23 protein-coding genes and 2 tRNA genes are annotated in these 23,135 nt (G+C 67.9%); 14 read left to right on the forward strand and 11 right to left on the reverse strand.

Going from position 1 to position 23,135, the window contains the following annotated elements; genetic code table 11:
• Positions 1-5 precede the first annotated feature (5 nt).
• Positions 6-398 (reverse strand): globin, encoded by a 393-nt coding sequence (locus IM25_RS14455; RefSeq protein WP_006551125.1) that lies wholly within the window; start codon positions 396-398, stop codon positions 6-8.
• Positions 399-584: 186 nt separating this feature from the next.
• Between IM25_RS14455 and IM25_RS14460 the strand changes: the two genes are divergently transcribed.
• Genes IM25_RS14460 through IM25_RS14470 form a run of 3 tightly spaced genes read left to right on the forward strand, consistent with a single transcriptional unit; the run spans position 585 to position 2,006 of the window.
• Positions 585-1,214 (forward strand): HNH endonuclease, encoded by a 630-nt coding sequence (locus IM25_RS14460; protein ID WP_024100561.1) that lies wholly within the window; start codon positions 585-587, stop codon positions 1,212-1,214.
• A gap of 59 nt (positions 1,215-1,273) precedes the next feature.
• A complete protein-coding gene (gene ctaJ, locus IM25_RS14465; RefSeq protein WP_006551127.1) occupies positions 1,274-1,546 on the forward strand; it encodes an aa3-type cytochrome oxidase subunit CtaJ in 273 nt (90 codons plus the stop codon).
• Positions 1,533-2,006 carry a DUF5130 domain-containing protein gene (locus IM25_RS14470; protein ID WP_006551128.1) on the forward strand — a complete coding sequence of 158 codons (474 nt, stop codon included), beginning with the start codon at positions 1,533-1,535 and terminating at the stop codon, positions 2,004-2,006. Before ctaJ ends, IM25_RS14470 begins: the two co-directional genes overlap by 14 nt.
• Positions 2,007-2,129: 123 nt before the next feature.
• Here IM25_RS14470 and pepN read toward each other — a convergent pair whose 3' ends face one another.
• Together pepN and IM25_RS14480 are read right to left on the reverse strand one after the other, a co-directional pair.
• The gene (pepN, locus tag IM25_RS14475) at positions 2,130-4,712 is read right to left on the reverse strand and encodes an aminopeptidase N (RefSeq protein WP_019289038.1); all 2,583 of its coding nucleotides are present in this window, start codon (positions 4,710-4,712) and stop codon (positions 2,130-2,132) included.
• 63 nt (positions 4,713-4,775) lie between these two features.
• Positions 4,776-6,017: an NAD(P)/FAD-dependent oxidoreductase gene (locus tag IM25_RS14480; protein ID WP_033096451.1), complete on the reverse strand. Its 1,242-nt coding sequence runs from the start codon at positions 6,015-6,017 to the stop codon at positions 4,776-4,778.
• 159 nt (positions 6,018-6,176) lie between these two features.
• Between IM25_RS14480 and IM25_RS14485 the strand changes: the two genes are divergently transcribed.
• The 4 genes from IM25_RS14485 to IM25_RS14500 all read left to right on the forward strand — a co-directional run bounded on the left by IM25_RS14485 (position 6,177) and on the right by IM25_RS14500 (position 9,012).
• The gene (locus IM25_RS14485; RefSeq protein ID WP_006551131.1) at positions 6,177-6,809 is read left to right on the forward strand and encodes a mycothiol-dependent nitroreductase Rv2466c family protein; all 633 of its coding nucleotides are present in this window, start codon (positions 6,177-6,179) and stop codon (positions 6,807-6,809) included.
• A gap of 37 nt (positions 6,810-6,846) precedes the next feature.
• Positions 6,847-7,434 carry a GNAT family N-acetyltransferase gene (locus IM25_RS14490; RefSeq protein WP_033096452.1) on the forward strand — a complete coding sequence of 196 codons (588 nt, stop codon included), beginning with the start codon at positions 6,847-6,849 and terminating at the stop codon, positions 7,432-7,434.
• Positions 7,435-7,731: 297 nt separating this feature from the next.
• On the forward strand, positions 7,732-8,211 hold the full coding sequence (locus IM25_RS14495) for a ribose-5-phosphate isomerase (RefSeq protein WP_006551133.1): 480 nt from the start codon (positions 7,732-7,734) through the stop codon (positions 8,209-8,211).
• 3 nt (positions 8,212-8,214) lie between these two features.
• Positions 8,215-9,012 carry an Fpg/Nei family DNA glycosylase gene (locus IM25_RS14500; RefSeq protein ID WP_024100566.1) on the forward strand — a complete coding sequence of 266 codons (798 nt, stop codon included), beginning with the start codon at positions 8,215-8,217 and terminating at the stop codon, positions 9,010-9,012.
• A gap of 34 nt (positions 9,013-9,046) precedes the next feature.
• On the opposite strand, the gene IM25_RS26455 is transcribed toward IM25_RS14500, so the two are convergent.
• The 6 genes from IM25_RS26455 to IM25_RS14530 all read right to left on the reverse strand — a co-directional run bounded on the left by IM25_RS26455 (position 9,047) and on the right by IM25_RS14530 (position 14,547).
• Entirely contained in the window at positions 9,047-9,826 is a 780-nt protein-coding gene (locus IM25_RS26455; RefSeq protein ID WP_033096453.1) for a hypothetical protein, read from the reverse strand.
• Between the two features lie 56 nt (positions 9,827-9,882).
• Entirely contained in the window at positions 9,883-10,989 is a 1,107-nt protein-coding gene (locus IM25_RS14510; protein WP_006551136.1) for a wax ester/triacylglycerol synthase domain-containing protein, read from the reverse strand.
• A 119-nt stretch (positions 10,990-11,108) separates the two neighbouring features.
• Entirely contained in the window at positions 11,109-11,684 is a 576-nt protein-coding gene (locus tag IM25_RS14515) for a hypothetical protein (protein WP_024100567.1), read from the reverse strand.
• A 12-nt stretch (positions 11,685-11,696) separates the two neighbouring features.
• A complete protein-coding gene (locus tag IM25_RS14520) occupies positions 11,697-12,845 on the reverse strand; it encodes a zinc-dependent alcohol dehydrogenase (protein WP_033096454.1) in 1,149 nt (382 codons plus the stop codon).
• Positions 12,846-12,972: 127 nt separating this feature from the next.
• The gene (locus IM25_RS14525) at positions 12,973-14,076 is read right to left on the reverse strand and encodes a carboxylate-amine ligase (RefSeq protein ID WP_052039960.1); all 1,104 of its coding nucleotides are present in this window, start codon (positions 14,074-14,076) and stop codon (positions 12,973-12,975) included.
• Positions 14,077-14,473: 397 nt separating this feature from the next.
• Positions 14,474-14,547 (reverse strand) — tRNA-Gly (locus tag IM25_RS14530).
• A 139-nt stretch (positions 14,548-14,686) separates the two neighbouring features.
• Between IM25_RS14530 and IM25_RS14535 the strand changes: the two genes are divergently transcribed.
• The 5 genes from IM25_RS14535 to clpX all read left to right on the forward strand — a co-directional run bounded on the left by IM25_RS14535 (position 14,687) and on the right by clpX (position 19,208).
• Positions 14,687-14,763 (forward strand) — tRNA-Pro (locus tag IM25_RS14535).
• Positions 14,764-14,836: 73 nt separating this feature from the next.
• Positions 14,837-16,222, forward strand: a complete 1,386-nt coding sequence (tig, locus tag IM25_RS14540; RefSeq protein ID WP_346772272.1) for a trigger factor — start codon at positions 14,837-14,839, stop codon at positions 16,220-16,222.
• A gap of 142 nt (positions 16,223-16,364) precedes the next feature.
• The gene (locus tag IM25_RS14545) at positions 16,365-16,991 is read left to right on the forward strand and encodes an ATP-dependent Clp protease proteolytic subunit (protein WP_016691866.1); all 627 of its coding nucleotides are present in this window, start codon (positions 16,365-16,367) and stop codon (positions 16,989-16,991) included.
• 46 nt (positions 16,992-17,037) lie between these two features.
• A complete protein-coding gene (locus IM25_RS14550; RefSeq protein ID WP_016691867.1) occupies positions 17,038-17,700 on the forward strand; it encodes an ATP-dependent Clp protease proteolytic subunit in 663 nt (220 codons plus the stop codon).
• A gap of 230 nt (positions 17,701-17,930) precedes the next feature.
• The gene (gene clpX / locus IM25_RS14555; RefSeq protein WP_006551142.1) at positions 17,931-19,208 is read left to right on the forward strand and encodes an ATP-dependent Clp protease ATP-binding subunit ClpX; all 1,278 of its coding nucleotides are present in this window, start codon (positions 17,931-17,933) and stop codon (positions 19,206-19,208) included.
• 93 nt (positions 19,209-19,301) lie between these two features.
• On the opposite strand, the gene IM25_RS14560 is transcribed toward clpX, so the two are convergent.
• A complete protein-coding gene (locus IM25_RS14560) occupies positions 19,302-20,045 on the reverse strand; it encodes an SDR family NAD(P)-dependent oxidoreductase (RefSeq protein ID WP_006551143.1) in 744 nt (247 codons plus the stop codon).
• A gap of 33 nt (positions 20,046-20,078) precedes the next feature.
• Positions 20,079-20,999, reverse strand: a complete 921-nt coding sequence (locus tag IM25_RS14565) for a 3-oxoacyl-ACP reductase (RefSeq protein WP_033096456.1) — start codon at positions 20,997-20,999, stop codon at positions 20,079-20,081.
• Positions 21,000-21,201: 202 nt separating this feature from the next.
• Between IM25_RS14565 and IM25_RS14570 the strand changes: the two genes are divergently transcribed.
• Entirely contained in the window at positions 21,202-21,819 is a 618-nt protein-coding gene (locus tag IM25_RS14570) for a TetR family transcriptional regulator (protein WP_033096457.1), read from the forward strand.
• A 118-nt stretch (positions 21,820-21,937) separates the two neighbouring features.
• Complete coding sequence (locus IM25_RS14575; RefSeq protein WP_033096458.1) at positions 21,938-23,101, forward strand: steroid 3-ketoacyl-CoA thiolase; 1,164 nt, start codon at positions 21,938-21,940, stop codon at positions 23,099-23,101.
• Positions 23,102-23,135: the final 34 nt, after the last annotated feature.

The following is a 23,135-nucleotide window of genomic DNA, read 5'->3' on the forward strand; positions in this document are numbered from 1 at the left end:
CTCGGTCAGATGGGGGAATTCATCATCGAGTCGGCCGCCATGTTCATGTAGTCGACGAGCTGCCGGCGGTGCTCGTCGTCGAGCGTCTTCTCGTCGATCGACGCGATCGCGGTGTGCATGCAGCGCAACCAGGCGTCGCGCTCGAGCGGCCCGATCCGGAAGGGATGATGACGCATGCGCAGCCGCGGGTGGCCCCGCTCCTCGGAGTAGGTGCGCGGGCCGCCCCAGTACTGCTCGAGGAACATCCGCATGCGTCGTTCGGCCGGACCGAGATCCTCCTCGGGATACAGGGGCCGGACGATCTCGTCCCGTGCGATCTCCTCGTAGAACCGTGCAGTGAGCCGGCGGAACGTCTCGGCGCCACCGACCGCCTCGTAGAAGGTCTGCTCGTCACTCATCTGTATTCGTTCACCGTCCCTCTCGACCGTCCATTGTGCCCGCTCCCGACCGCACACCGCCCGACGAGCCGTGCCGGGCGGGACCGTCACCGGATGTTCACCGGCCCGACCTGGACCGGTCCGCTGATTCGGGGTGCGATTCGGGAGCATCCGTGGTCCACTGTTCCCAGTCTTTTCGGAGGTCGTATGAAGCACAGCAGCAGCTCGCATCGACAACTCCCGCCCGCGGACGCCCCTGCAGGGGTGCCGGGGGCTACCACACTGCGCGTGGTGCACGACAGCACCGCGACGGTACCCGACTGGTTGAAACGTCGAGTGTTGCTGCTCAACGCCACCTACGAGCCACTCACGGCCCTGCCCGCTCGCAGGGCCGTGGTCCTGATGGCCGGGGGCAAGGCCGATACCGTGCACGACGATCCGCTCGCCCCGCTGGTGCGGTCGGCAGAATGGTCCGTGCAGCTGCCATCGGTGATCCGTCTGCGCAACTATGTGCGCGTTCCGTATCACGCGCGGGTGCCGCTCACCCGGGCCGCGCTCATGCACCGCGACCTGAACCGGTGCGCCTACTGCGGTGGCAAGGCCGAGACGATCGACCACGTCGTGCCGCGCAGCCGAGGCGGCGAGCACACCTGGGAGAACTGCGTCGCATGCTGCGCGCCGTGCAACCACCGCAAGGCCGACAAGCTGCTCACCGAACTCGGATGGACCCTGCGTGTGGTGCCGAATCCGCCCAAGGGCCGGCACTGGCGCCTGCTCGCCACCCTGCCCGAGTTGCACCCCACCTGGCTGCCCTATCTGGGGGAGGGCGCGGCCTGATCGGGCCGTTCTCCGGGGCGTATGAGGCCTTTCGGGCCCGGCTGGGCTAACGTTTGGCTGTGAGCATTCTCGAGACAACCCTGATCTTCGTCGGCATCCCGCTGCTGATCGTCTTGGTCTTCGGTGGGCTGTCCTTCGTCCTGAGCAAGTACCCGGGCTCCACGCCGTCGGACGACCCGTACACGCTCGACCGGAAATGGGAGCACGGACCGCTCCTGTGGACCGCGACCGACGAATCGACCCATCCCTGGAAATACCCGCATCATGGTCACGGTCATGCCGCTCTGACCTCGGCGGAGCTGATCGGAGGTACCGCAAGTGGCAAGTGGTGACGTGATCCAGCGTCCGGTCGTCGCGCCGGAGAACCTGCCGCACGGTGCGGCACTCACCGCGAGCGGACGCATCTCTGCCGTGCGCGGTCTCGGTCAGGCCTTCACGGGTGCGCCCTTCAAGGACCGCGACCTCATCACCCTCGACGACACGCTCACGCACGCGACGCGGATCACCAATGTGCGGTTCACCGTCTACATCGGTGACGACGAGAATCCGGCCGCGGCGACCGACGCCCTGCTGCCGACGACGCCGGACGCCGACAACTCGGTCCTCGTCGCCGTCTTCCCGAACCAGCGGAGCATCGAGATCCGCTCGGGTCGCACCGCCGCCGACCGCGCCACCGACCGGGTGCTGCAGCTCGGCGTGACCGCGGCCGTGTCGTCCTTCGGCCAGGGGAATCTGCTCGACGGCATCACCAGTGCCGTCCGCGTCATCGCGAACGCCATGGTCGCTCCCTAGTCCGGAGCCCACGACCATCTGTGGCCCGCTGCCACTCCGCGAAGGAGAGGCGGCGGGCCACAGTCGTCTCATGTGGGCGTCCCATGTGGGCACCGCCCACGGTCGTTCGGTGAGGTCGGCGCGTCAGGACGCGTCGAACGCGCGTGCCTTCAACGAGCGCACGACCCCGGCACGACCCTCGACGACGAGCCGGCGCAGCGCCGGCGGATGGTCGCCGGCGAGGAACTCGTCTGCCGCAGCCACCGACTGCTCACTGATCGACCACGACGGGTAGAGCCCGATCACGACGGTCTGCGCGACCTCGCTCGAACGACGCTCCCACACTCCCGGCACCTCCGCGAAGTACCGCGCGACGTACGGCTCGAGCAATTCGCCCTGACCGGCCGGGGCGAAACCGCCGATCACGGCGCGCGCCGTGATGTTCGGGACGCTGTCGTCGTGCACGACGGTCTGCCACACCTGCTCCTTGACGGCCTCCTGCGGACGGGCCGCGCGGGCGGCCGCCGCCTGGCGGGCACCCGCGGCCGTCGGGTCGCGTTCGGCCTCCGCGTCGATGAACGGCGACTCCACGCCCTCGGCGTCGACCTCCCCCGCCGCGGCGAGCGCCTGGACGATCCGCCAGCGCAGATCGGTGTCGACCGTCAGCCCGGGCAGGCCGACCGTCGCCGGATCGGCGCCCAGCAGCTCCTCGAGCACCTCGGTGTGCCAGGGCGACAGGTACGCGGTGGTCAGCGCGTTGACGAACGCGAGCTGATGGTCGGAGCCGGCGACGGACTCGCGGGCGAGCTCGAGCAGACGGTTGGCGAAGTCCGCCCGGCCCTGCTCCGCGGCCCAGGACGGGTCGGCGTAGCTCTCCAGCGCGGTGTGCGCCTGCATGAGCAGACGCTGGACGACACCGACCTCGGTCTCGGCGGCGATACCGCGCTGCACGAGGGCGACGAAATCGCGCGCCTTCATCTCGGCCTGACGGGTCATCTCCCACGCCGCCGACCACACCAGGGTGCGCGGCAGCGACTCGGCGATGTCGCCGACCCGGTCTATGACGGTCGCGAGCGATTCCTCGTCGAGCCGCACCGAGCAGTACGTCAGGTCGTCGTCGTTGACGAGGACGAACGCGCCGCGCGGCACGCCCACCAGATCGGGGACCTCGGTGCGCTCGGCGGCGTCGACGTCGATCTCCACGCGGTGCGTGCGGACGAGCTTGCCGGAGCCGTCGTCGTCGTACACACCGATCGCGAGGCGGTGCACGCGGAACTCACCGGCGCCGGGCTGGGCACCTTCCTGCACCACCGCGAAACGCGTGAAGTGTCCCTGGTCGTCGACCTCGAAGTCCGGTCGCAGGATGTTCAGGCCGGTGGTCTTGAGCCACTGGGCACCCCAGTCCGACAGGTCGCGGCCGGAGGCCTTCTCCAGCGCGGCGAGCAGGTCGTCGAAGGTGGCGTTGCCGTAGGCGTGGTCGCGGAAGTACTCGCGCAGACCGGCGAGGAAGGGCTCCTGCCCCACATAGGCGACGAGCTGCTTGAGCACCGACGCGCCCTTGGCGTAGGTGATGCCGTCGAAGTTGACCTCGACCGCGGCGAGGTCGGGGATGTCGGCGGCGATCGGGTGCGTCGACGGCAGCTGGTCCTGCCGGTAGGCCCACGACTTCTCGACGTTCGCGAAGGTCGTCCACGCGTTGGTGTACTCGGTGGCCGAGGCCTGGCACAGCACCGACGCGAACGTCGCGAACGACTCGTTGAGCCACAGGTCGTCCCACCAGCGCATGGTGACGAGGTCGCCGAACCACATGTGCGCCATCTCGTGCAGGACGGTCTCGGCGCGGCGCTCGTAGGAGTAGCGGGTGACCTTGGACCGGAAGACGTAGTCCTCCAGGAAGGTCACCGCTCCGGCGTTCTCCATCGCCCCGGCGTTGAACTCGGGCACGAACAGCTGGTCGTACTTGCCGAAGGCGTAGGGGATCCCGAAGTTGGCGTGGTAGAAGCCGAAGCCCTGTTTGGTCTCGGTGAACAGCCGGTCGGCGTCCATGTACTCCGCGAGCGACGCTCGGCAGAAGATGCGCAGCGGGATGGTGCCGTGCTCGTCGGTGTACTCGTCGGACCACACGGCATACGGACCGGCGATGAGCGCGACGAGATAGGTGCTCATCCGCGGGGTGGTGCGGAAGATGTGCAGACCCGGCTGCGCGGCCGCCGTCTGTACGGTGTCGGCGTTGGAGATCACGGCCCAGTCCTGCGGCGCGGTGACCTGCAGGTCGAAGGTGGCCTTGAGATCGGGCTGGTCGAAGCACGCGAACATCCGCTTGGCGTCGGCCGTTTCGAACTGCGAGTACAGGTACACTGCGTCGTCGGTGGGGTCGACGAACCGGTGCAGGCCCTCGCCGGTGTTCGTGTACAGGCAGTCGGCGTCGACGACGAGTTCGTTGTGAGCGGCGAGCCCGGTAAGGGCGATGCCGGTCTCCTCGGAGTATCCGGACACGTCGACGGGGTCGCCGTTGAGGGTCGCCGAATGCACGGTCTTCGCGATGAGGTCGATGAACGTCGAGGCTCCCTCGGTCGCGTCGAATCGCACGGTGGTCACCGATCGGAAGGTCGTGGTGCCCGGCGCGCCGGCACCGTCGGTGAGATCCAGTTCGATGCTGTAGTTGTCGACGGACAGGATCGCGGCCCGTTCGGCGGCCTGCTCGCGGGTCAGATTCGGTGGTGCCACGGGAGAACTCCTTCTCACGACGGAATGTCGGTCGGCGTCCATCCCATCATGATCGGCGAACCCTCACGGAGCGACGTCGGACAACGGCACCGTGGTGTCCGTCAGCCGGCCGACGTCGACGGGCCGCCCGGAGGCGATGAGTGCGCGGAGGTCGTCCCCGGCATCCCAGATGTTGACGTTCATCCCCGCCCGGACCCGCTGCTCGTCGTCGAGCCAGAACGCGAGGAACTGCCGTCCCGGCACGTCGCCGCGGGTGACCACCCGCGCGTCGCGGGGCGCGAGCCCGACATACTCCATGCCGAGGTCGTACTGGTCGGTGAAGAAATAGGGGAGCCGGTCGTAGGTCGCCTCACGTCCGAGCATCGTCGCGGCCGCGACGGCCGGCTGGTTCAGGGCGTTCGCCCAGTGTTCGACGCGCACACGGGTGCCGAGCAGCGGATGCTCCGCCGACGCGATGTCGCCGACGGCGACGATGTCCGGGTCGCTCGTCCGCAGCGATGCGTCGACGAGCACGCCGTCGTCCACCGCGAGTCCGGCGTCGCGGGCCAGCTCGATGTTCGGGCGCGCCCCGACCGCGACGAGCACGGCGTCGGCGGGCACCACACTGTCGTCGCCGAACCGGATGCCGCTCGCGCGACCGTCGTAGGCGACGATCTCGCGCACCGAGGTGTTCGTCCGCAGATCGACACCGTGCGCGCGGTGCAGGTCGGCGAACACCGCACCCATCTCCTCGCCGAGGGCACCGGACAGGGGTTGCTTCGCGGTCTCCGCGACCACCACGCCCGCGCCCCGGTCGCGGGCGTTCGCGGCGATCTCCATGCCGATCCATCCCGCGCCGATGACGGCCAGCCATCCCGCGTGGTCGGTCTCGCCCTGGATCGCGGTGAGCAGCGCATCGGAGTCCTCGATGGTGCGCATGACGTACACGCGTTCGGCGTCGGCTCCGGGAATCGGGACCGTGCGGGGCGTCGAGCCCGTGGCGAGCGCGAGCTTGTCGTAGTGGAGCGTCGACCCGTCGGGCAGCGTCACCGTGTGGGCGGCCGGATCGATCGCGGTGACCTTCGTGCCGAGCAGCAGTTCGACGCGGTGGTCGCGGTACCAGTCGCCGTCGTGCACCGTGAAGTCGGCGAGTTGCGTGCGTCCGGCGAAGTAGTCCTTCGACAACGGCGGTCGCTCATAGGGCAGGTGCTCCTCCGCGCCGATGAGCAGGATGCGCCCGGGAAAGTCGCGGGCGCGCAGTTCCTCTGCCAGCTTGGCGCCGGCCAGACCCGCGCCGACGATCAGAAACGTTTCCTCACCCGACATCGTGGTGCCTCCGCTGTGATGCGTGCCGGACCTGCTTCCCGGCTCCGACGTTACGGCTACCGCCCGCACTACGGCCCGGTTCAGGAAGAATCGTCGACGGGGCCGTGTTGAACATGCTTGTAGTTGTCCGGCCCGTACGAACTCTTGTGAGGAGATCTCTTGAGCGACCTGACCGCCGCGTCCTCGACCGGCAAGGACATCGCCGACTTCTGGTTCGATCCGTTGTGCCCGTGGTGCTGGATCACCTCGCGCTGGATCCTCGAGGTCACGAAGGTGCGCGACATCGAGGCGCGTTTCCACGTCATGAGCCTGGCCGTGCTGAACGAGGGGCGCGACCTGCCGGAGGAGTACGCCGAGCTGATGACGAAAGCCTGGGGCCCGGTGCGCGTCGCGATCGCTGCGGCGCAGAAGTACGGCGACGACATCCTCTCCCCGCTGTACACGGCGATGGGCACCCGCATCCACAACGAGGGCAACAAGGACTTCGCGGACGTGATCGCCGCGTCGCTCGCCGAGCTCGACCTCGACGCCTCGCTGGCCGAGGCCGCCGACAGCGACGCCTACGACGAGGCTCTGCGCACGAGCCATCACGCCGGCATGGACAAGGTGGGCCAGGACGTCGGTACCCCGACGATCCATGTCAACGGCATCGCCTTCTTCGGGCCCGTCCTGTCGAAGATCCCGCGCGGGGAAGAGGCCGGCAAGGTATGGGACGGTGTGGTTGCCCTCGCGTCCTACCCGCACTTCTTCGAGCTCAAGCGCAGCCGCGACGAGGAGCCCGACTTCTCCTGACCGGGCACCGCCGTGGCGCTCGGTAGAGTGCAACGGCGTGTCGAACGATCATGTGGTCCGGCCGGCGACGGTGCACGATGTCGAGAAGGCGACGGCAACGCTCGGACGAGCGTTCCGCGACTATCCGTTCACCCGCTACACCGTCGACGGCCGGGACCACGAGACCCGGGTCCGCGACCTCCAAGGGCTCTTCCTCGCCGAGATCGGCATGCGCTGCGGCGAGGTATGGGTCTCCGACGACGTCGACGCCGTGGCCGTCTGGACGACGCCCGGCTCCACCGGACTCGAGGAGGCGTTCACGTCCGTCTCCGATCGGGTGACGGAGCTGCGGGGTGATCGTGCCCGCGCCGCCGAACTGGCCGAGCAGGCCACCGCGGAACTGCAACCGAGCGAACCAGGGTGGTTCCTGGCCACGGTGGGCGTCGATCCCGCCTCGCAGGGGCGCGGCCTGGGACGGGCCGTCCTCGAACCAGGACTTCGCGCGGCCGAGCGGCAGGGGGTCGCGGCCTGTCTGGAGACCTCCTCGGAGGCGAACGTCGCGCTCTACGAACGTCTCGGATTCGGCGTTACCGGTGTCGTGGAGCTGCCGGACGGCGGCCCGAAGGTCTGGGCGATGCGCCGCTGACCTGCCGGGGCGGGGTTCGCCACGCTCGGGACCGAAGGTCGCAACGCTCCGCCGTACAGACTTGTGCTCACTCCGAATTCGGTTCTCGGCTTCGGGTCGGGCGCGGACTACCGTGATGCATCACGGCTCCCGGCCTCCGGACTGCCAGCGGCACCCACCCGCCGCGCTACGGTGCCCTCTGACCCGCCCCCGGCGTGGTGCCCTCTGACCCGCCCCCGGCGGGGTGTGCTCCGACCCGCCCCTCGCACGGCGAACGGCGCGTGCGGGCGAGCGGACGAGTCTCGTTAGACTCGGCCCATGCGCGTTTACCTGGGAGCCGACCACGCGGGCTTCGAACGGAAGAATGAGATCATCGAGCACCTGAAGAAGAACGGCCATGAGCCGATCGACTGCGGTGCGTTCGAGTACGACGCCCTCGACGACTACCCGGCCTTCTGCATCGAGGCTGCTCGGCGCACCGTCGCCGACGAGGGCAGCCTCGGTATCGTGCTCGGTGGCAGCGGTAACGGCGAGCAGATCGCCGCCAACAAGGTGCGAGGTGCGCGCTGCGCCCTCGCCTGGAGCGTCGACACCGCCAAGCTTGCGCGCGAGCACAACAACGCGCAGCTCATCGGCATCGGTGGCCGCATGCACAGCCTCGAGGAGACCCTCGCGATCGTCGACGCCTTCCTGTCGACCGAGTGGTCGAACGAGGAGCGTCACCAGCGCCGTATCGACATCCTCGCCGAGTACGAGAAGACCGGCGAGGCTCCGGCAGTTCCCGGCGCACCTGCCTGATCCGTGCCCGAAGGACACATCCTGCACCGGCTTGCCCGGCTGCACCACGAGTGGTACTCGGGTGCGCCGGTGCGGGTGTCCAGTCCGCAGGGGCGGTTCGCCGACGGTGCCGCCGCCGTGGACGGGCGCGTCCTGACCCACGCGGACGCGTGGGGCAAGCATCTCTTCCACCACTACGAGGGCGGTCTCGCCGTCCACGTGCACCTCGGTATCTACGGTGAGTTCACCGACCGCGAGTTGCCGCTCGGCGAACCGGTCGGACAGGTGCGGATGCGGATGATCGGCGCGCGCCACGGCAGCGACCTGCGTGGTCCGGCGGCGTGCGAGGTGCTCACCCCCGGCGAGGTCGAGGCGATCGAGGCCCGGCTCGGTCCAGACCCGCTGCGACCCGACGCCGATCCCGAGCGGGCATGGCGCCGTATCGGCAGATCACGCACCGCGATCGGCGCGTTGCTCATGAACCAGGCCGTCATCGCCGGCGTCGGCAACGTCTACCGCGCAGAAGTGCTCTTCCGTCACGGCATCCACCCGGAACGTCCGGGAAACAAGCTGTCCCGCAGAGAGTTCGACGCGATCTGGGCCGACCTCGTCGAACTGATGAACGTCGGTGTGGAGCACGGGCGCATGCACGTCGTGCGACCCGAACACGACCACGGCGCACCGGCCTACGCCAAGAACAGGCCCCGGACGTACGTCTACCGCCGTGCCGGCGAACCCTGCCGGATCTGCGGGACTCCCGTTCTGCACTCGGTCATGCAGGCGCGGAACCTGTTCTGGTGCCCGGTCTGTCAGCCGAGCTGACCCGACTCAGCTGACCCGACTCAGCAGATCCGACTCAGAAATCGAAGCCCCCGAAATCGAATCCGCCGCCGTCTCCGCCACCGAAGTCGTCACCGCCTCCGTACTCGTCGCCCCCGCCGTACTCGTCACCACCGCCGAAGTCGTCGCCGGCACCTGTCTCCGCCGACGGATCACCGACACCGGATTCGAATGCCTGCGCGTCGTAGGGGACACCGGCCATCCCGGCGAACATCGTCGAGAAGAGCAGCATCGAGCCGACGCCCCACGCGCCCGCGACCAGGGCGGGCTTCCACCACGGCTCCGAATACCAGCCCGCAGGGACAGGCCGGCCCGCGACGCGGCCGCCGGGGTAGTAGTTCGGCGTCGCGGAGGACGGTGACGGCGACGCGGCGATGGTGCGGCCCTCGAAGTCGACGGTGCGCTTCTCGGTGACCTCGCCGGCGGACTTCTGTCCGTCGAGCGTTGGGATCTCCGGCCCCGGGTCCATGCCCATCGCCAGGCGCGCAGCTCGGATGTAGTACAGACCTTCGAGCGCGGTCTGTTTCGCGAGACGCGCCTGCATCGGCGAGTTCGCCTGCTCGATCTGGGAGCCGGCGGCGGTGAAGCGCTCGGAGGCGTCCGCCAGCGCCTGACGCGAGGCGTCGTCGGTGCCGGTCAGGTTGTAGATCTGGCCGCCGAGACGCTCGATCGCCTGCCGTGCGTCGGCCTTGGCGTCGTCGAGGGTGACGGTGCGGTGACGGGTGGTGCTCTTCTGGGAGCGGGAGACGAAGTACACCACGGCACCGACGGCGGCGAGGATGAGCAGAAGTTCCACGGGCCGATCCTTCCGGTGGGGGAGGGTCCTGTCCTCCAGCGTACCGACGCGGGGAGTCACTCCCCGAGGACCGCGCGCATCCCTTCCTGCAGGCACGAATCGAACGAATCGCGGTTGGGGACGACCGTGGGGTCCACCGCCAGGCCCATGCAGCAGGTGTCGCGATAGGACATCGCCGACGCGGTCATCATCGCGCCGTCGGCCGCACCGAAGCCGTAGTACCGCTCGATCTTCGCGCCGCCGACGTAGAGCGGCGCGTGGGAACCGGGGAGCGTGGACACCACCACGTCCCGCGGACCGACGGCGATGTCGGAGTGTGCTCCGGCGGAGGACGGGAACGAGATGTCGATGCGTCGCATGAGATCGACCGTGTCCATCGCGTGGATGTCCGCCTCGTCCTCGGGTGCCATAGGCACCGCCCCGCCGTCCGGCCCGGGGACGACGACACGCAGATCGTCGATCGAGCGGCCGTGCCGCCGCCGGTACTCGCTGCACGCGAGGAGCATCGCAGTGGAGAACCCGCTCGACACGCGGCAGCCCGCGCGTTCGCAGGCGTGACGCAGGGCGGCGAGATCCGCGTCGAGTACGTGCAGTCGCGGCGCGCGGGGTGCGGGCTCCTCGTGGTCACCGGTGCGTCCGAGCAGGGCGTTGATCAATCCGGTGCCCAGCGAGGTGAACATGTGCGCCGCGGTGCGGAACGACTCGACGCCCTGCTCGGACACCGATCTCGCCCACGACAACATGGACTCGGACTGACCGGGTGAGGGTGCCGAGCCGAGATGCCGGAGCCGGATCACCAGCGCCGACTGGCCACCGCCGAGGCCGTCGAGCAAGGTCAGTTCCCAGCGCGGGTGCCGGAGACCCGAGGGGTCGGGGGCCGTGCGGGCGTAGGCGAGTACCTCCTCGAAAGTCGCCGGGGCGGGCAGGGCGACCCGCTCGAGATGCCACGGCGGATCCGAGTCGGGATGCCCGGCGCGGCGCGGCGGATCGAGCCCGAACGGCAGTTCCACCACCCGGTGCCGGAAACTGGGCGACTCGTGGTTGCCGGGCGCGAGCACGGCGGCGACCCGATCCCAGTCGGGGGTGGCATCGAGAAGGACCGCGGCGACGACGGAGGAGCCGGGAGAGAGGGCCCGGGGGAGGTCGTCGGAGGTGTCCTTCACAAGAGGGACGGTCTCATATCGTGAACGACGCACACCCCTGCTTGACTCTCGCTTTGCACTATCGAGTCGAAAAGGTGACGCGTCGTTGCTGGATTCGGGATCTCCCCACGTGCCGGTTCTCACCTCCGTGAGCGCCCTTTCCGGCGTACCACCACCGCTGCGCCCAGACCCGCTGCGGCGATCCACGGTGCGCCGGAGACGAACGGATCGAGCCACTGGTGGTTGACGTCGGCACGCGAACTCCGCCGCCTCGACGCCCCGCCGTGCGCGGTGATCTCCGACCGGATCCCGCTCTCGGTCACGGGATTGTCGGGACGGCCCTGCATCAGGGCCCGGACCCGGCTCTCGGCGACGTCGATGCGGTCGGCGCCGATCAGGAGCAGCCAGTGCGCGGCGCGGCCTTCGCTGTAGCGGCGGTAGGCGTGCCTGCGCACGACGCCGGACAGTCCCTTCAGCGGCGCCGTGGTGCCGAAGACCGGGGTGACGAAGGCATGCTCGATCGAGCGTTCGCGGGTCTCGTACCCGGGCTGGCGTTCGGGGAAGTCCCAGTGCGCGCCGGTCGTCTCAGGTGCGAAGCGTTCCTTCGGCACCGAGGGCCGATCGCGAGGATCCAGGTCGACTCCCCATCCGGGGATGCGGGCGCGCAGTTGGTCGGGGGTCTCCGGGGGTTCGGGCTTGTCTGCGGTGTAGGCCATGGCGGATCCTCCTCAACTCCCGTCGGCGACGATGATCGGCTTGATGCACCTGTCGAGCTTCGACGAGAACATGTGGTAGGCCTCGGGGATGTGTTCGAGCGGGACACGGTGCGTGACGATGTCGTTCGGCTTCAGATAGCCGTTGCGGACGTGCTCGAACAGACGGGGCCACTGACGTTTGACGGGGCACTGGTTCATCCGCAAGGTCAGCCCCTTGTTGAGTGCGTCGCCGAACTTCACGGCACTGAAGATCGGGCCGTAGGCACCCACCACCGAGACGGTGCCGCCCTTGCGGACACCGTCGATGGCCCAGTTCAGCGCGACCGGCGAGCCACCTTGCATCTTCAATTTCGCGGCCGTGACGTGCTGCAGGAAGTTGCCGTCGGCCTCCGCCCCGACCGCATCGATGGCGACGTCCGCTCCGAGATGACCGGTGATCTTCTTCAGGTGGACGATGATGTCGTCGTACTCCGCGAAGTTGTAGGTCTCGGCGTGAGCGAAGGTCCGGGCCTTCTCCAGCCGGTACTCGAGGTGGTCGATCACGATGACCCGGCCGGCACCCATGAACCAGGCGGACTTCGCCGCGTACAGGCCCACCGGTCCGGCGCCGAAGACCACGACCGTGTCGCCCTCGACGATGTCACCCAGCTGTGCACCGAAGTAGCCGGTCGCGAGGGCGTCGGTGAGCATCAGGGCGTCCTCGCCGTCCATCCAGTCGGGCACGATCGTTGGGCCGACGTCGGCGAACGGGACCCGCACGAACTCGGCCTGGCCGCCGTCGTAGCCGCCGCAGGTGTGCGAGTAGCCGTAGATGCCGCCGACCGCGGTGGCGTTGGGGTTGACGTTGTGGCAGTTGGAGTACAGGCCGCGCGCGCAGAAGAAGCACGACCCGCAGAAGACGTTGAACGGGACCATGACCCGGTCGCCGGGTTTCAGGCTCTGCACCGACGGCCCGACCTCGTGGACGACCCCGACGAACTCGTGACCGAAGGTCGTACCGACGCGGGTGTCGGGCATCATCCCGTGGTAGAGGTGCAGGTCGGAACCGCAGATCGCCGCCAACTCGACGCGCACGATGGCGTCGTTGGGGTGCTCGATCCGGGGAATGTCCTTCTCTTCGACGCGGACCCGATAGGGGCCGCGATAGGCCATCGCGCGCATACGTGCTCCCTCGTCCTGGCTCGTGTGGTCGCGAATACCCGAGGGAAGGCGCTCCAAACGGCAGGTCGCGGGATCAGAGCGCGGGGACGTCCGGGGTGGGATGGGCTCCGCCGGACAGTGGAGGGGTCTACGGTCCGGCGACGAACGCCCGGTGGAGCGCGTCGACGACGTCGGCGACGGCGTGACGGCGGGCGAACGCGCGTCGCTGCAGCATCGCCCCGGTGCCGCGGGCGAGGATCGCCTCCCACATCGCCACCGCGCACCGGCGGTCGCCGGCCTCCTCGAGTCGGGGGCCGATGTACCGGAGGAAGGCGCGGAAGGACTGCTGCGCGGTGGTGGGCCGCCCGGTGAACACGTCGACGGCACGTCCGGTCGGCCCCTCACGAGCAGCGCACAGGTACGCGGCGTGGACGACCTCGTCGGCGACCGGAGGAGCAGTGATGCCCGCCCGGACCTCTCGTTCGGCGGTGGCGACGAGCGCGCGGACGAGCATCGCCAGGAGAACAGTCTCGTCGACCGTCGCCGGCACGTCGCTCACCCGGATCTCGACGGTGGGCAGATGCGCCGAGGGACGCACGTCCCAATAGATCATGCCCGGATCGAGGATGTTGCCGCTCTCGATCATCATGGCGACGATCGCGTCGTAGTGCTCCGCCGACGTGAACCGCGGGGGAGGACCCGCGCACGGCCACCGGGAGGCCATGATCGCCCGCCAACTGGCGTACCCGGTGTCGCGGCCCCGATGGATGGGCGAGTTGGCCGTCGCGGCCAGCAGGGTGGGCAACCACACCCGGACGTGATTGCACACCAGGACGGCGGTTTCGCGGTCCGCGACACCGACGTGGACGTGGCAGCCGCAGACCTCCTGCTCCTCGGCGAGACGTCCGTACCGCTCGGCCATCGTCCGGTAGCGCGGCACATCCGTCACGGACGCGAGCTTCTGGAGCGTGGGCGACACACCCGACGCGAGCAGACCCGCGTGCGCCTCCCGCGCGGCCGCGGCTGCGACGGTCCGGCCCTCGACGATACGCGCGCGCAACTCGGCCGAGCTGCGGCAGACCGGTGTGTTCACCTCGACCTGGATGCGTTTGAGCTCGTAGTCCATGTCGAGTCCGAGCCGGGCGGCTGCGGCCACGACGAGGTCGTTGCTCGCGGTCAGCCGTTCGGAGGTCGGGTCGACGAGGAAGAACTCCTCCTCGACGCCGACGGTCGGAGCGGGGGTCGGGGGCATGTCCGGAGTCGGTCTGTGGCGCCGAGGCATCGTTGCTTCCCTGCATAGCGAGGCGCCGTCGGTACAGCCGGCGCCGTCGTTGACGCCGGCGCCTTCTCGACCGACCGCTGACCTACGGGGGTGAGACGACGATACTCGGATTTCACACCGGAGAACGGCATTCGATGGTGTGGAGGGACCGACCGGAGGTGGGGCGGGGGTCGGTCCCTCCACACCCCCTACGGTGTCATCCGACGACGCCCCACCCGTTCGCGGTCGCGTCCGCTGGAGGGACGCGACGAGGAATCACGACGCGGTGGTTCGTGCGGTCGTCGGAATGCGGATGGGCTGGGCCGGACGGGACGGTCCGGAACGACGAAGCCCGCCGGTGCTGTGTGCACCCGGCGGGCTTCCTCCGTGGAGGGGATGACGGGAATCGAACCCGCGTAGCCAGTTTGGAAGACTGGGGCTCTACCATTGAGCTACATCCCCGTTGCGCCTGCAGTGCCGGTGTCGACCGGTGCTGCGGCTTGCGAGATGAGACTGTACCGGACCTCGCTTTGGATTTCATAATCGGGGGGCCGTAGGATTCTGCGATGGGTCCCGCGGTCGGATGCGGTGCCTTCACGACCGGGATGTGGCGCAGCTTGGTAGCGCATCCGCTTTGGGAGCGGAGGGTCGCAGGTTCGAATCCTGTCATCCCGACCAGATCGAACAGCGTCAGCGCGCTCAGTAGTGACACGAACGACCGACAAGAGAGCACGACAGAAGGAGCATGTCCGTGAAGAGCACCGTCGAGCAGCTGAGCCCGACGCGAGTCCGTATCAATGTTGAGGTGCCCTTCGAGGAGCTCCAGCCTGATTTCGACCGCGCTTTCAAGGCCCTCGCCGGCCAGGTCCGCATCCCGGGCTTCCGCCCCGGTAAGGCACCTCGCAAGATCCTCGAGGCCCGCGTCGGCCGCGGAGCCGTCCTGGACCAGGTCATCAACGAGGCCATCCAGAGCCGCTACAGCGAAGCCGTGACCGCGAACGACGTCAAGGTCATCAGCCAGCCCGAGATCGACGTCACCAAGCTCGAGGACAACGTCGAGCTGGCGTTCACCGCCGAGGTCGACGTGCGTCCCGAGATCACCCTCCCCGATTTCTCCGAGATCGCCGTCACCGTCGATCCCGTCGAGATCACCGACGAGGACATCGCCGAGCAGCTTCTGTCGCTGCGTCAGCGCTTCGGCACCCTGACGGGTGTCGAGCGTCCGGTGCAGGACGGCGACTTCGTCTCCATCGACCTGTCCGCGACGGTCGACGGCAACGAGGTTCCAGAGGCCGCCACCGAGGGCCTGTCGCACGAGGTCGGCTCCGGCCAGCTCATCGACGGACTCGACGAGGCGATCATCGGCCTGTCCGCCGGCGAGTCGAAGGAGTTCACCTCCACGCTGGTCGCCGGCGAGTACGCCGGTAAGGAAGCCGTCGTCACCGTCAAGGTCAACACCGTCAAGCAGCGCGAGCTGCCCGAGGCCGACGACGAGTTCGCGCAGCTCGCGAGCGAGTTCGACACCATCGGCGAGCTCGAGGCCGACCTCCGCGAGCGCGTCCAGCGCGTCAAGCAGGTCGAGCAGGCCGGCCAGATCCGCGACAAGGTCCTCGAGGTTCTCCTCGAGACCGTCGACATCCCGGTTCCCGAGGCTGCCGTCCAGGCCGAGGTCGACAGCGCGCTGCACGACGCCATCCACGAGCTCGATCACGACGAGACCAAGCTGAACGAGCTGCTCGAGGCCCAGGGTTCGAGCCGCGAGGAGTTCGACAAGGAAGCACGCGAGTCCGCCGAGCGTTCGGTGAAGACCCAGCTGCTCCTCGACGCGATCGCCGAGGCGGAGAACACCACGGTCGAGCAGCAGGAGCTGACCGAGCGCATCTTCTTCCAGGCGCAGCGCTACGGCATCCCGCCGGAGCAGTTCATCCAGCAGATCAGCCAGGCCAACCAGCTCGGTGCCGTCTTCGCCGACGTCCGCCGCGGCAAGGCGCTCGGCACCGTCGTCGATCGCGCCAACGTGACCGACACCACGGGTGCGACCGTCGACACCGCCGAGCTGTTCGGCACCAAGAAGGACGATGACGCCGAGGGCGAGAACGCCGAGGCGGAGACCACCGAGGACTCGGCCTCCGAGTAGTCGGGCGACCCGCGGAGATCCGAAACCCCAGGGTCACGAATTTCCGCTTTCAGCGAAGAGGGGCGGCACCGGGCATCCGGTGCCGCCCCGTTTCGTTAGTGTCAGTGTCAGCAACCCACGATCGACGAGAAGGCAGGTACCCGTGACTCCTCAGAATCCGGCGACATCCATCGGTCCCGCGATGACCTCGGCCACTGCTGGGCTGAACCTCAGCGACTCGGTGTACGAACGCCTGCTCCGCGAGCGCATCATCTTCCTGGGCACCCAGGTCGACGACGACATCGCGAACAAACTGTGCGCGCAGATCCTTCTGCTGTCGGCCGAGGACCCCACCCGCGACATCTCCCTGTACATCAACTCACCAGGCGGTTCGGTCACCGCCGGTATGGCGATCTACGACACGATGAAGTTCGTCGAGTGCGATGTCGCGACCTTCGCGATGGGTCTCGCCGCCTCGATGGGTCAGTTCCTGCTCTCCGCCGGTACCAAGGGCAAGCGTTACGCACTCCCGCACGCGCGGATCATGATGCACCAGCCGTCCGCAGGCATCGGTGGTACGGCGAGCGACATCGCGATCATGGCGGAGCAGTTCGCACACACCAAGCGCGAGATGGCCGAGCTCATCGCGGAGCACACGGGCCAGTCGGTGGAGCAGATCACCAAGGACTCCGACCGCGACCGCTGGTTCACGGCGCAGCAGGCGCTCGAGTACGGCTTCGTCGACCACGTCGTCTCCCGGGCGCAGCAGGCCGGCGGCACCGCCAACTAGGTCCCGGCCCGATCTGCCCTCACACCACCGAATTCTTGGAGAAGCGATGACCAACATGTTCGATCCGCGCCAGCTCGGCGGCGCCGCTCCTGCCTCGCCTGCGAGCCGCTACATCCTCCCGTCGTTCATCGAGCACTCGAGCTACGGCGTCAAGGAATCCAACCCGTACAACAAGCTGTTCGAAGAGCGCATCATCTTCCTCGGCGTCCAGGTCGACGACGCGTCCGCCAACGACGTGATGGCCCAGCTGCTGGTGCTCGAGTCGCTCGATCCCGATCGCGACATCACCATGTACATCAACTCGCCGGGTGGTTCGTTCACCTCGCTCATGGCGATCTACGACACCATGCAGTACGTCCGCGCCGACATCACCACGGTGTGCCTCGGGCAGGCGGCATCCGCCGCGGCCGTCCTGCTCGCCGCCGGCACTCCCGGCAAGCGTCTGGCGCTGCCCAACGCTCGCGTGCTCATCCACCAGCCCGCGACGGGTGGCATCCAGGGACAGGTCTCCGACCTCGAGATCCAGGCCGCCGAGATCGAGCGCATGCGTACCCTCATGGAGAACACGCTCTCGAAGCACACCGGTAAGGATCCCGAGCAGATCCGCAAGGACACCGATCGGGACAAGATCCTCACGGCGGAGCAGGCCGTCGAATACGGTCTGATCGACCGGGTCCTCGAGTACCGCAAGCTCTCGGCCCAGAAGTAGAACGTCGCAGGCGGTTCCGGAAGGCACGGTGCCTTCCGGAACCACCGACGCCGGGACTGTGATCGCCGACACATGTTGTGGTGTACAAATATGACCGGAAACGCGCAGAACCGGTCGACCTGCGCGCCGACATCCGGGTACGGTCGATCAAAGGGCCCGCTCCCCGGGACCGCCCCGTGTGGTGGTTGCGGGACCGGTTGCACGCACACGAGGAAGTAGGGACCTGACTGATGGCACGTATCGGTGACGGCGGAGATCTGCTCAAGTGCTCCTTCTGCGGAAAGAGCCAGAAGCAGGTCAAGAAGCTCATTGCGGGCCCCGGTGTCTACATCTGCGACGAGTGCATCGATCTCTGCAACGAGATCATCGAGGAGGAGCTGGCCGAGACCAGCGAGGTCAAGCTCGACGAGCTGCCCAAGCCGGCCGAGATCCGCGACTTCCTCGACAACTACGTGATCGGCCAGGACGACGCCAAGCGCACGCTGGCCGTGGCGGTCTACAACCACTACAAGCGCATCCAGGCCGGCGACAAGGGCCGCGACTCCCGCGGTGAGACGGTCGAACTCGCGAAGTCCAACATCCTGCTTCTCGGCCCCACCGGTTGTGGCAAGACCTACCTCGCGCAGACGCTCGCGAAGATGCTCAACGTGCCCTTCGCCATCGCCGACGCCACCGCACTGACGGAGGCCGGCTACGTCGGTGAGGACGTCGAGAACATCCTCCTCAAGCTCATCCAGGCCGCCGACTACGACGTCAAGCGCGCCGAGACCGGCATCATCTACATCGACGAGGTCGACAAGATCGCCCGCAAGAGCGAGAACCCGTCGATCACTCGCGACGTGTCGGGCGAGGGCGTGCAGCAGGCGCTGCTGAAGATCCTCGAAGGCACCCAGGCATCCGTCCCGCCGCAGGGTGGTCGCAAGCATCCGCACCAGGAGTTCATCCAGATCGACACCACGAACGTGCTGTTCATCGTGGCGGGTGCATTCGCGGGTCTCGAGAAGATCGTCTCCGACCGCGTCGGCAAGCGCGGCATCGGCTTCGGCGCCGAGGTTCGGTCGAAGGCCGAAATCGACACCACCGACCACTTCGCCGACGTCATGCCCGAGGACCTCATCAAGTTCGGCCTGATCCCGGAGTTCATCGGTCGTCTGCCGATCCTCGCGTCGGTGACCAATCTCGACAAGGAATCACTCGTCCAGATCCTGTCGGAGCCGAAGAACGCTCTGGTCAAGCAGTACGTGCGCCTGTTCGAGATGGACGGCGTCGAACTCGAGTTCTCCCAGGACGGACTCGAAGCGATCGCCGACCAGGCGATCCTCCGTGGCACCGGCGCCCGCGGGCTCCGCGCCATCATGGAGGAGGTGCTCCTGCCCGTGATGTACGACATCCCCAGCCGCGACGACGTCGCCAAGGTCGTGGTCACCGCCGAGACCGTCAACGACAACGTCCTTCCGACGATCGTGCCGCGCAAGACCGATCGGGAACGGCGCGACAAGACCGCCTGATTCCGAAGACCCTTCGGAACTGCACGAGCGCCTCGGCACGAAAGTGCCGAGGCGCTCGTCGTCTTTGGCGGTCGAATCCGGTCCGTCGGTGGATCAGCGCAGTGTGATGGTCCCGCCGTCGACCATGAGTGTCTGGCCCGTCATGTAGGACGCATCCTCACTGGCCAGAAAGACCGCGACACGGCCGATATCGGCCTGCGGGTCACCGAAGCGGTGCATCGGGGTCTTCGCCAGTAGCGCCTCCTCGACGCCGGGGTTGGCCGCGATGTACGCCTCGACGCCCTCGGTCAGTGCCAGAGGCGAGATGACGTTGACATTGATGTCCTCCGCGGCCCATTCGTTCGCCGCGACCCGGCTGATCGCCCGGATCGCTTCCTTCGCAGCGGCGTACGAACTCTGCGTGGCGCTCCCTTCGATCCCGGCTCCCGACGCGAAGTTGATCACCGACCCCTTGTTCGCGGCGAGCTGGGCGTGCGCTGCCTTCATCAATCGGAAGGTCGGATAGAAGCCCGTGCCGAACGACAGGTCGAGCATCTCCTGTGTGGTCTCGAGCAGTGGCGCCTGTCGGGATGCGTGCGCATTGTTGACGAGCACGTCGAGCTTTCCGAACCGTTCGACGGCCGCCGCGACGATCGTCTCGGCGCTCGACTCGTCGGAGATGTCCGCGTACAGGAATTTCCCGGCTTCGCCGACCTCGGCTTCGAGGGCTTCACCCGCGGGCCGGTCGATGTCGACGAACAGGACGCGGGCACCCTCGCCCATGAATGCTCTGACGATGCCGCGTCCGATCCCTCCGGCACCACCGGTGACGATCGCGACCTTGTCTGCAAGTCTCATGTTTGCTCCCTTCGTGGGTGCGGTGTCAAGCGATCAGTCGACGGCCAGTGCGACCTTCTCGAGTTCCGCGATGCTGTAGGCGGCGTAGGTCTCGTACGGGCCGCGGCCGATGAAGTACGACGAGAGCTGCTCGTCGAGTTCCTCGACCGTGAATGCCGAACCGGCTGCGTCGAAGCGGTTCTCGACGGTCGGCGCTGCCATGAGCGCGACCATTTTTCCGTACACCACGAACACCTGTCCGGTGATCTCCGAGGAGGCCGGCGAGGCGAGGTAACGCACGAGGGTGGCCACGCGCTCCGGCGCCAGGGGATCGAGTCCGGTCGTGGCGCCGGCCTCGCCGAAGGCCTCCGCGGTCATCGCGGTGCGTGCGCGGGGGCAGATCGCATTCGCGGTGACGCCGTAGCGCGCCAGCCCCTGCGCCGTGGACAGTGTCAGTGCCGTGATGCCTGCCTTCGCAGCGGAATAGTTCGGCTGTCCGGCGGAACCGAAGAGGAAGGCCTCCGACGAGGTGTTGACGACGCGGCCGTAGACCGGTCCACCCGCAGCCTTGCTCGCCTGACGCCAGTACACCGCCGCCGCATGTGAGGTGGCGGCATGGCCCTTGAGGTGCACTCGGATCACGTCGTCCCAGTCGGACTCGGTGAGGTTGAAGATCATCTTGTCGCGGATGATGCCCGCGTTGTTGACGAGGATGTCGAAGGACCCGAATGCCTTGACCGATTCCTCGACGAGGCGACCGCCGAGAGCCCAGTCGGACACGTCGCCGGTGACGGCGATGGCCTGGCCTCCCGACGCGACGATTTCCTCTGCCACCTCGTGCGCTGCGTCGCCCACGTCGTTGACGACGACTGCGACGCCTGCCTCGGCGAGGGCGAGGGCTTCGGCGCGGCCCAGGCCGGCCCCGGCGCCGGTCACGACCGCCGCGCGCCCGGCCAGACTTACGGATTCACCCATGAAACGTCTCCTGTTCGATGGCGGCGGTTCGTCAGTGCACCGCGCCGGAATTAGTATTCATTCTAGTCTCGGGTGGTGGTTGGTCCACCCACTGGACAGGTCCCACTGGCCGGGATCAGGCGGGATACGAGACGTGCCCACCTGGAACGTTCGTCGCCGCAGTGGTCGATGCGCCACCGGTCGTGAAGGGGAGGAACCGAGCATGCCCAGACTTGCGGAGGCCCGGGACGCCGCAGAACCGAGTTCGGCGGAACAGCATGCGCGATACGGCCGGATCATCGACGCTGCCGCACAGTTGGGGGCGGTGAAGGAACTCGAACGCGTTCGGATGCAGGAGGTCGCCGAACTCGCCGGCGTCGCCATCGGGACCCTCTACCGCTACTTTCCGTCCAAGACCCATCTGTTCGTCGCGGTCATGGTGGATCGGATCGATCGGATGGGAATCCACCTCTCCAGGCGCTCGCAGTCGTCCTCGTCGCCTGTCGACGTCGTATACGACGCGTTGCTGCAGGCCACCCGGGCGCTCGTGCGCACTCCGTTACTGGCGAACGCGATGATCCGATCCGCCGCGTCGTCGAACGCCGCCACCATTCCCGACGTGGCGAAGATCGACCAGCACTTCGACGGACTGCTCCTGGCCGCCGCGGGTATCGCGGAACCCACGGTGCGGGACGCGACCGTCGTGCGGTTGGTCGTGGCGCTGTGGTTCGGTCTCGTCCAGTCCGCGCTCAACGGGCGGATATCGATCCCCGAGGTGGAGTCCGATCTGCGCGTCGCGTGCGACCTTCTGCTGGGCGATCTGCCCGCCGGTACGCGTTGACGGGCAATTCTCGAAGACCGCATTCCGCAAGGTCCGTCCCGCTCGTTGGGACTGCGCAGGAAACTGCGGTCACCGTCACTAGAATAAATTTCAATATCTTCGAGAGCTGGGAGTAGGCATGAGCAAGGTCGTCATCGTGGAGGCCGCGCGGACACCGATCGGTCGTCGCCGCGGACAGCTGGCCGGGGTCCACCCCGCGGTGTTGCTCGGTGCCGCCCAGAAGGCCGTTCTCGACCGCACCGGCCTCCCCGCCGACCAGATCGGTCAGCTCGTCGGAGGCGCCGTCACCCAGGCGGGGGAACAGTCGAACAACGTGACCCGGCAGGCCTGGCTCCACGCAGGTCTCCCGTACACGACCGCGGCGACGACCATCGACTGCGCGTGCAGTTCGTCGCAGCAGGCGGTCCACATGGTGGCGGGCCTGATCGCGTCCGGGCAGATCGACGCCGGAATCGGATGCGGCGTCGAGGTCATGAGCCGCGTGTTCCTCGGCCAGGCAAACGCCCCGGGCACCGGCAACCCCTATCCGGACGACTGGTCGATCGACATGGGCGACCAGTTCACCTCCGCCGAACGGATCGCCCACAAGCGCGGCATCAAACGTGACGATGTCGATGCTCTCGGATTCGAGTCGCAGCGTCGCGCCGCAGCCGCGTGGGCCGAGGGGCGCTTCGACCGCGAGATCGTCCCGGTGCAGGCGCCGGTCGTGACCAAGGAGGGCGAGCCCACCGGTGAGATCGCGACCGTGACGCGTGACGGAGGTCTTCGCGAAACCACCGCGGAAGGACTCGCCGGTCTCCGGCCGGTCATCGAGAACGGAATCCACACCGCCGGAAACTCCTCCCAGGTCAGCGACGGCGCGGCCGCCGTACTGCTGATGAGTGAGGACAAGGCGCGCGAGTCGGGTCTGCGGCCACGTGCCCGTATCCTCGCGTCGACGCTCGTCGGTTCGGACCCGTACTACCACCTCGACGGCCCTATCGACGCGACGCGCGCGGTACTCGAGCGCACCGGAATGTCCTTGTCCGACATCGACATCGTCGAGATCAACGAAGCCTTCGCTTCGGTCGTGTTGTCCTGGGCGCAGGTCCACGGGGCCGACATGAGCAAGGTCAACGTCAACGGCGGCGCCATCGCGCTCGGCCACCCCGTCGGTTCCACCGGCTCGCGACTGATCACCAGTGCCCTGCACGAACTCGAGCGCTCGGGCCGTTCGACTGCGCTGGTCACGATGTGTGCGGGTGGCGCGATGGCCTCCGCCACCATCATCGAGCGCATCTGACGCCGGACATTCTGCTATCCGAAGGGACCCGATC

The organism is Rhodococcus sp. p52, assembly GCF_000763325.2.
Classification (GTDB): domain Bacteria; phylum Actinomycetota; class Actinomycetes; order Mycobacteriales; family Mycobacteriaceae; genus Rhodococcus; species Rhodococcus pyridinivorans.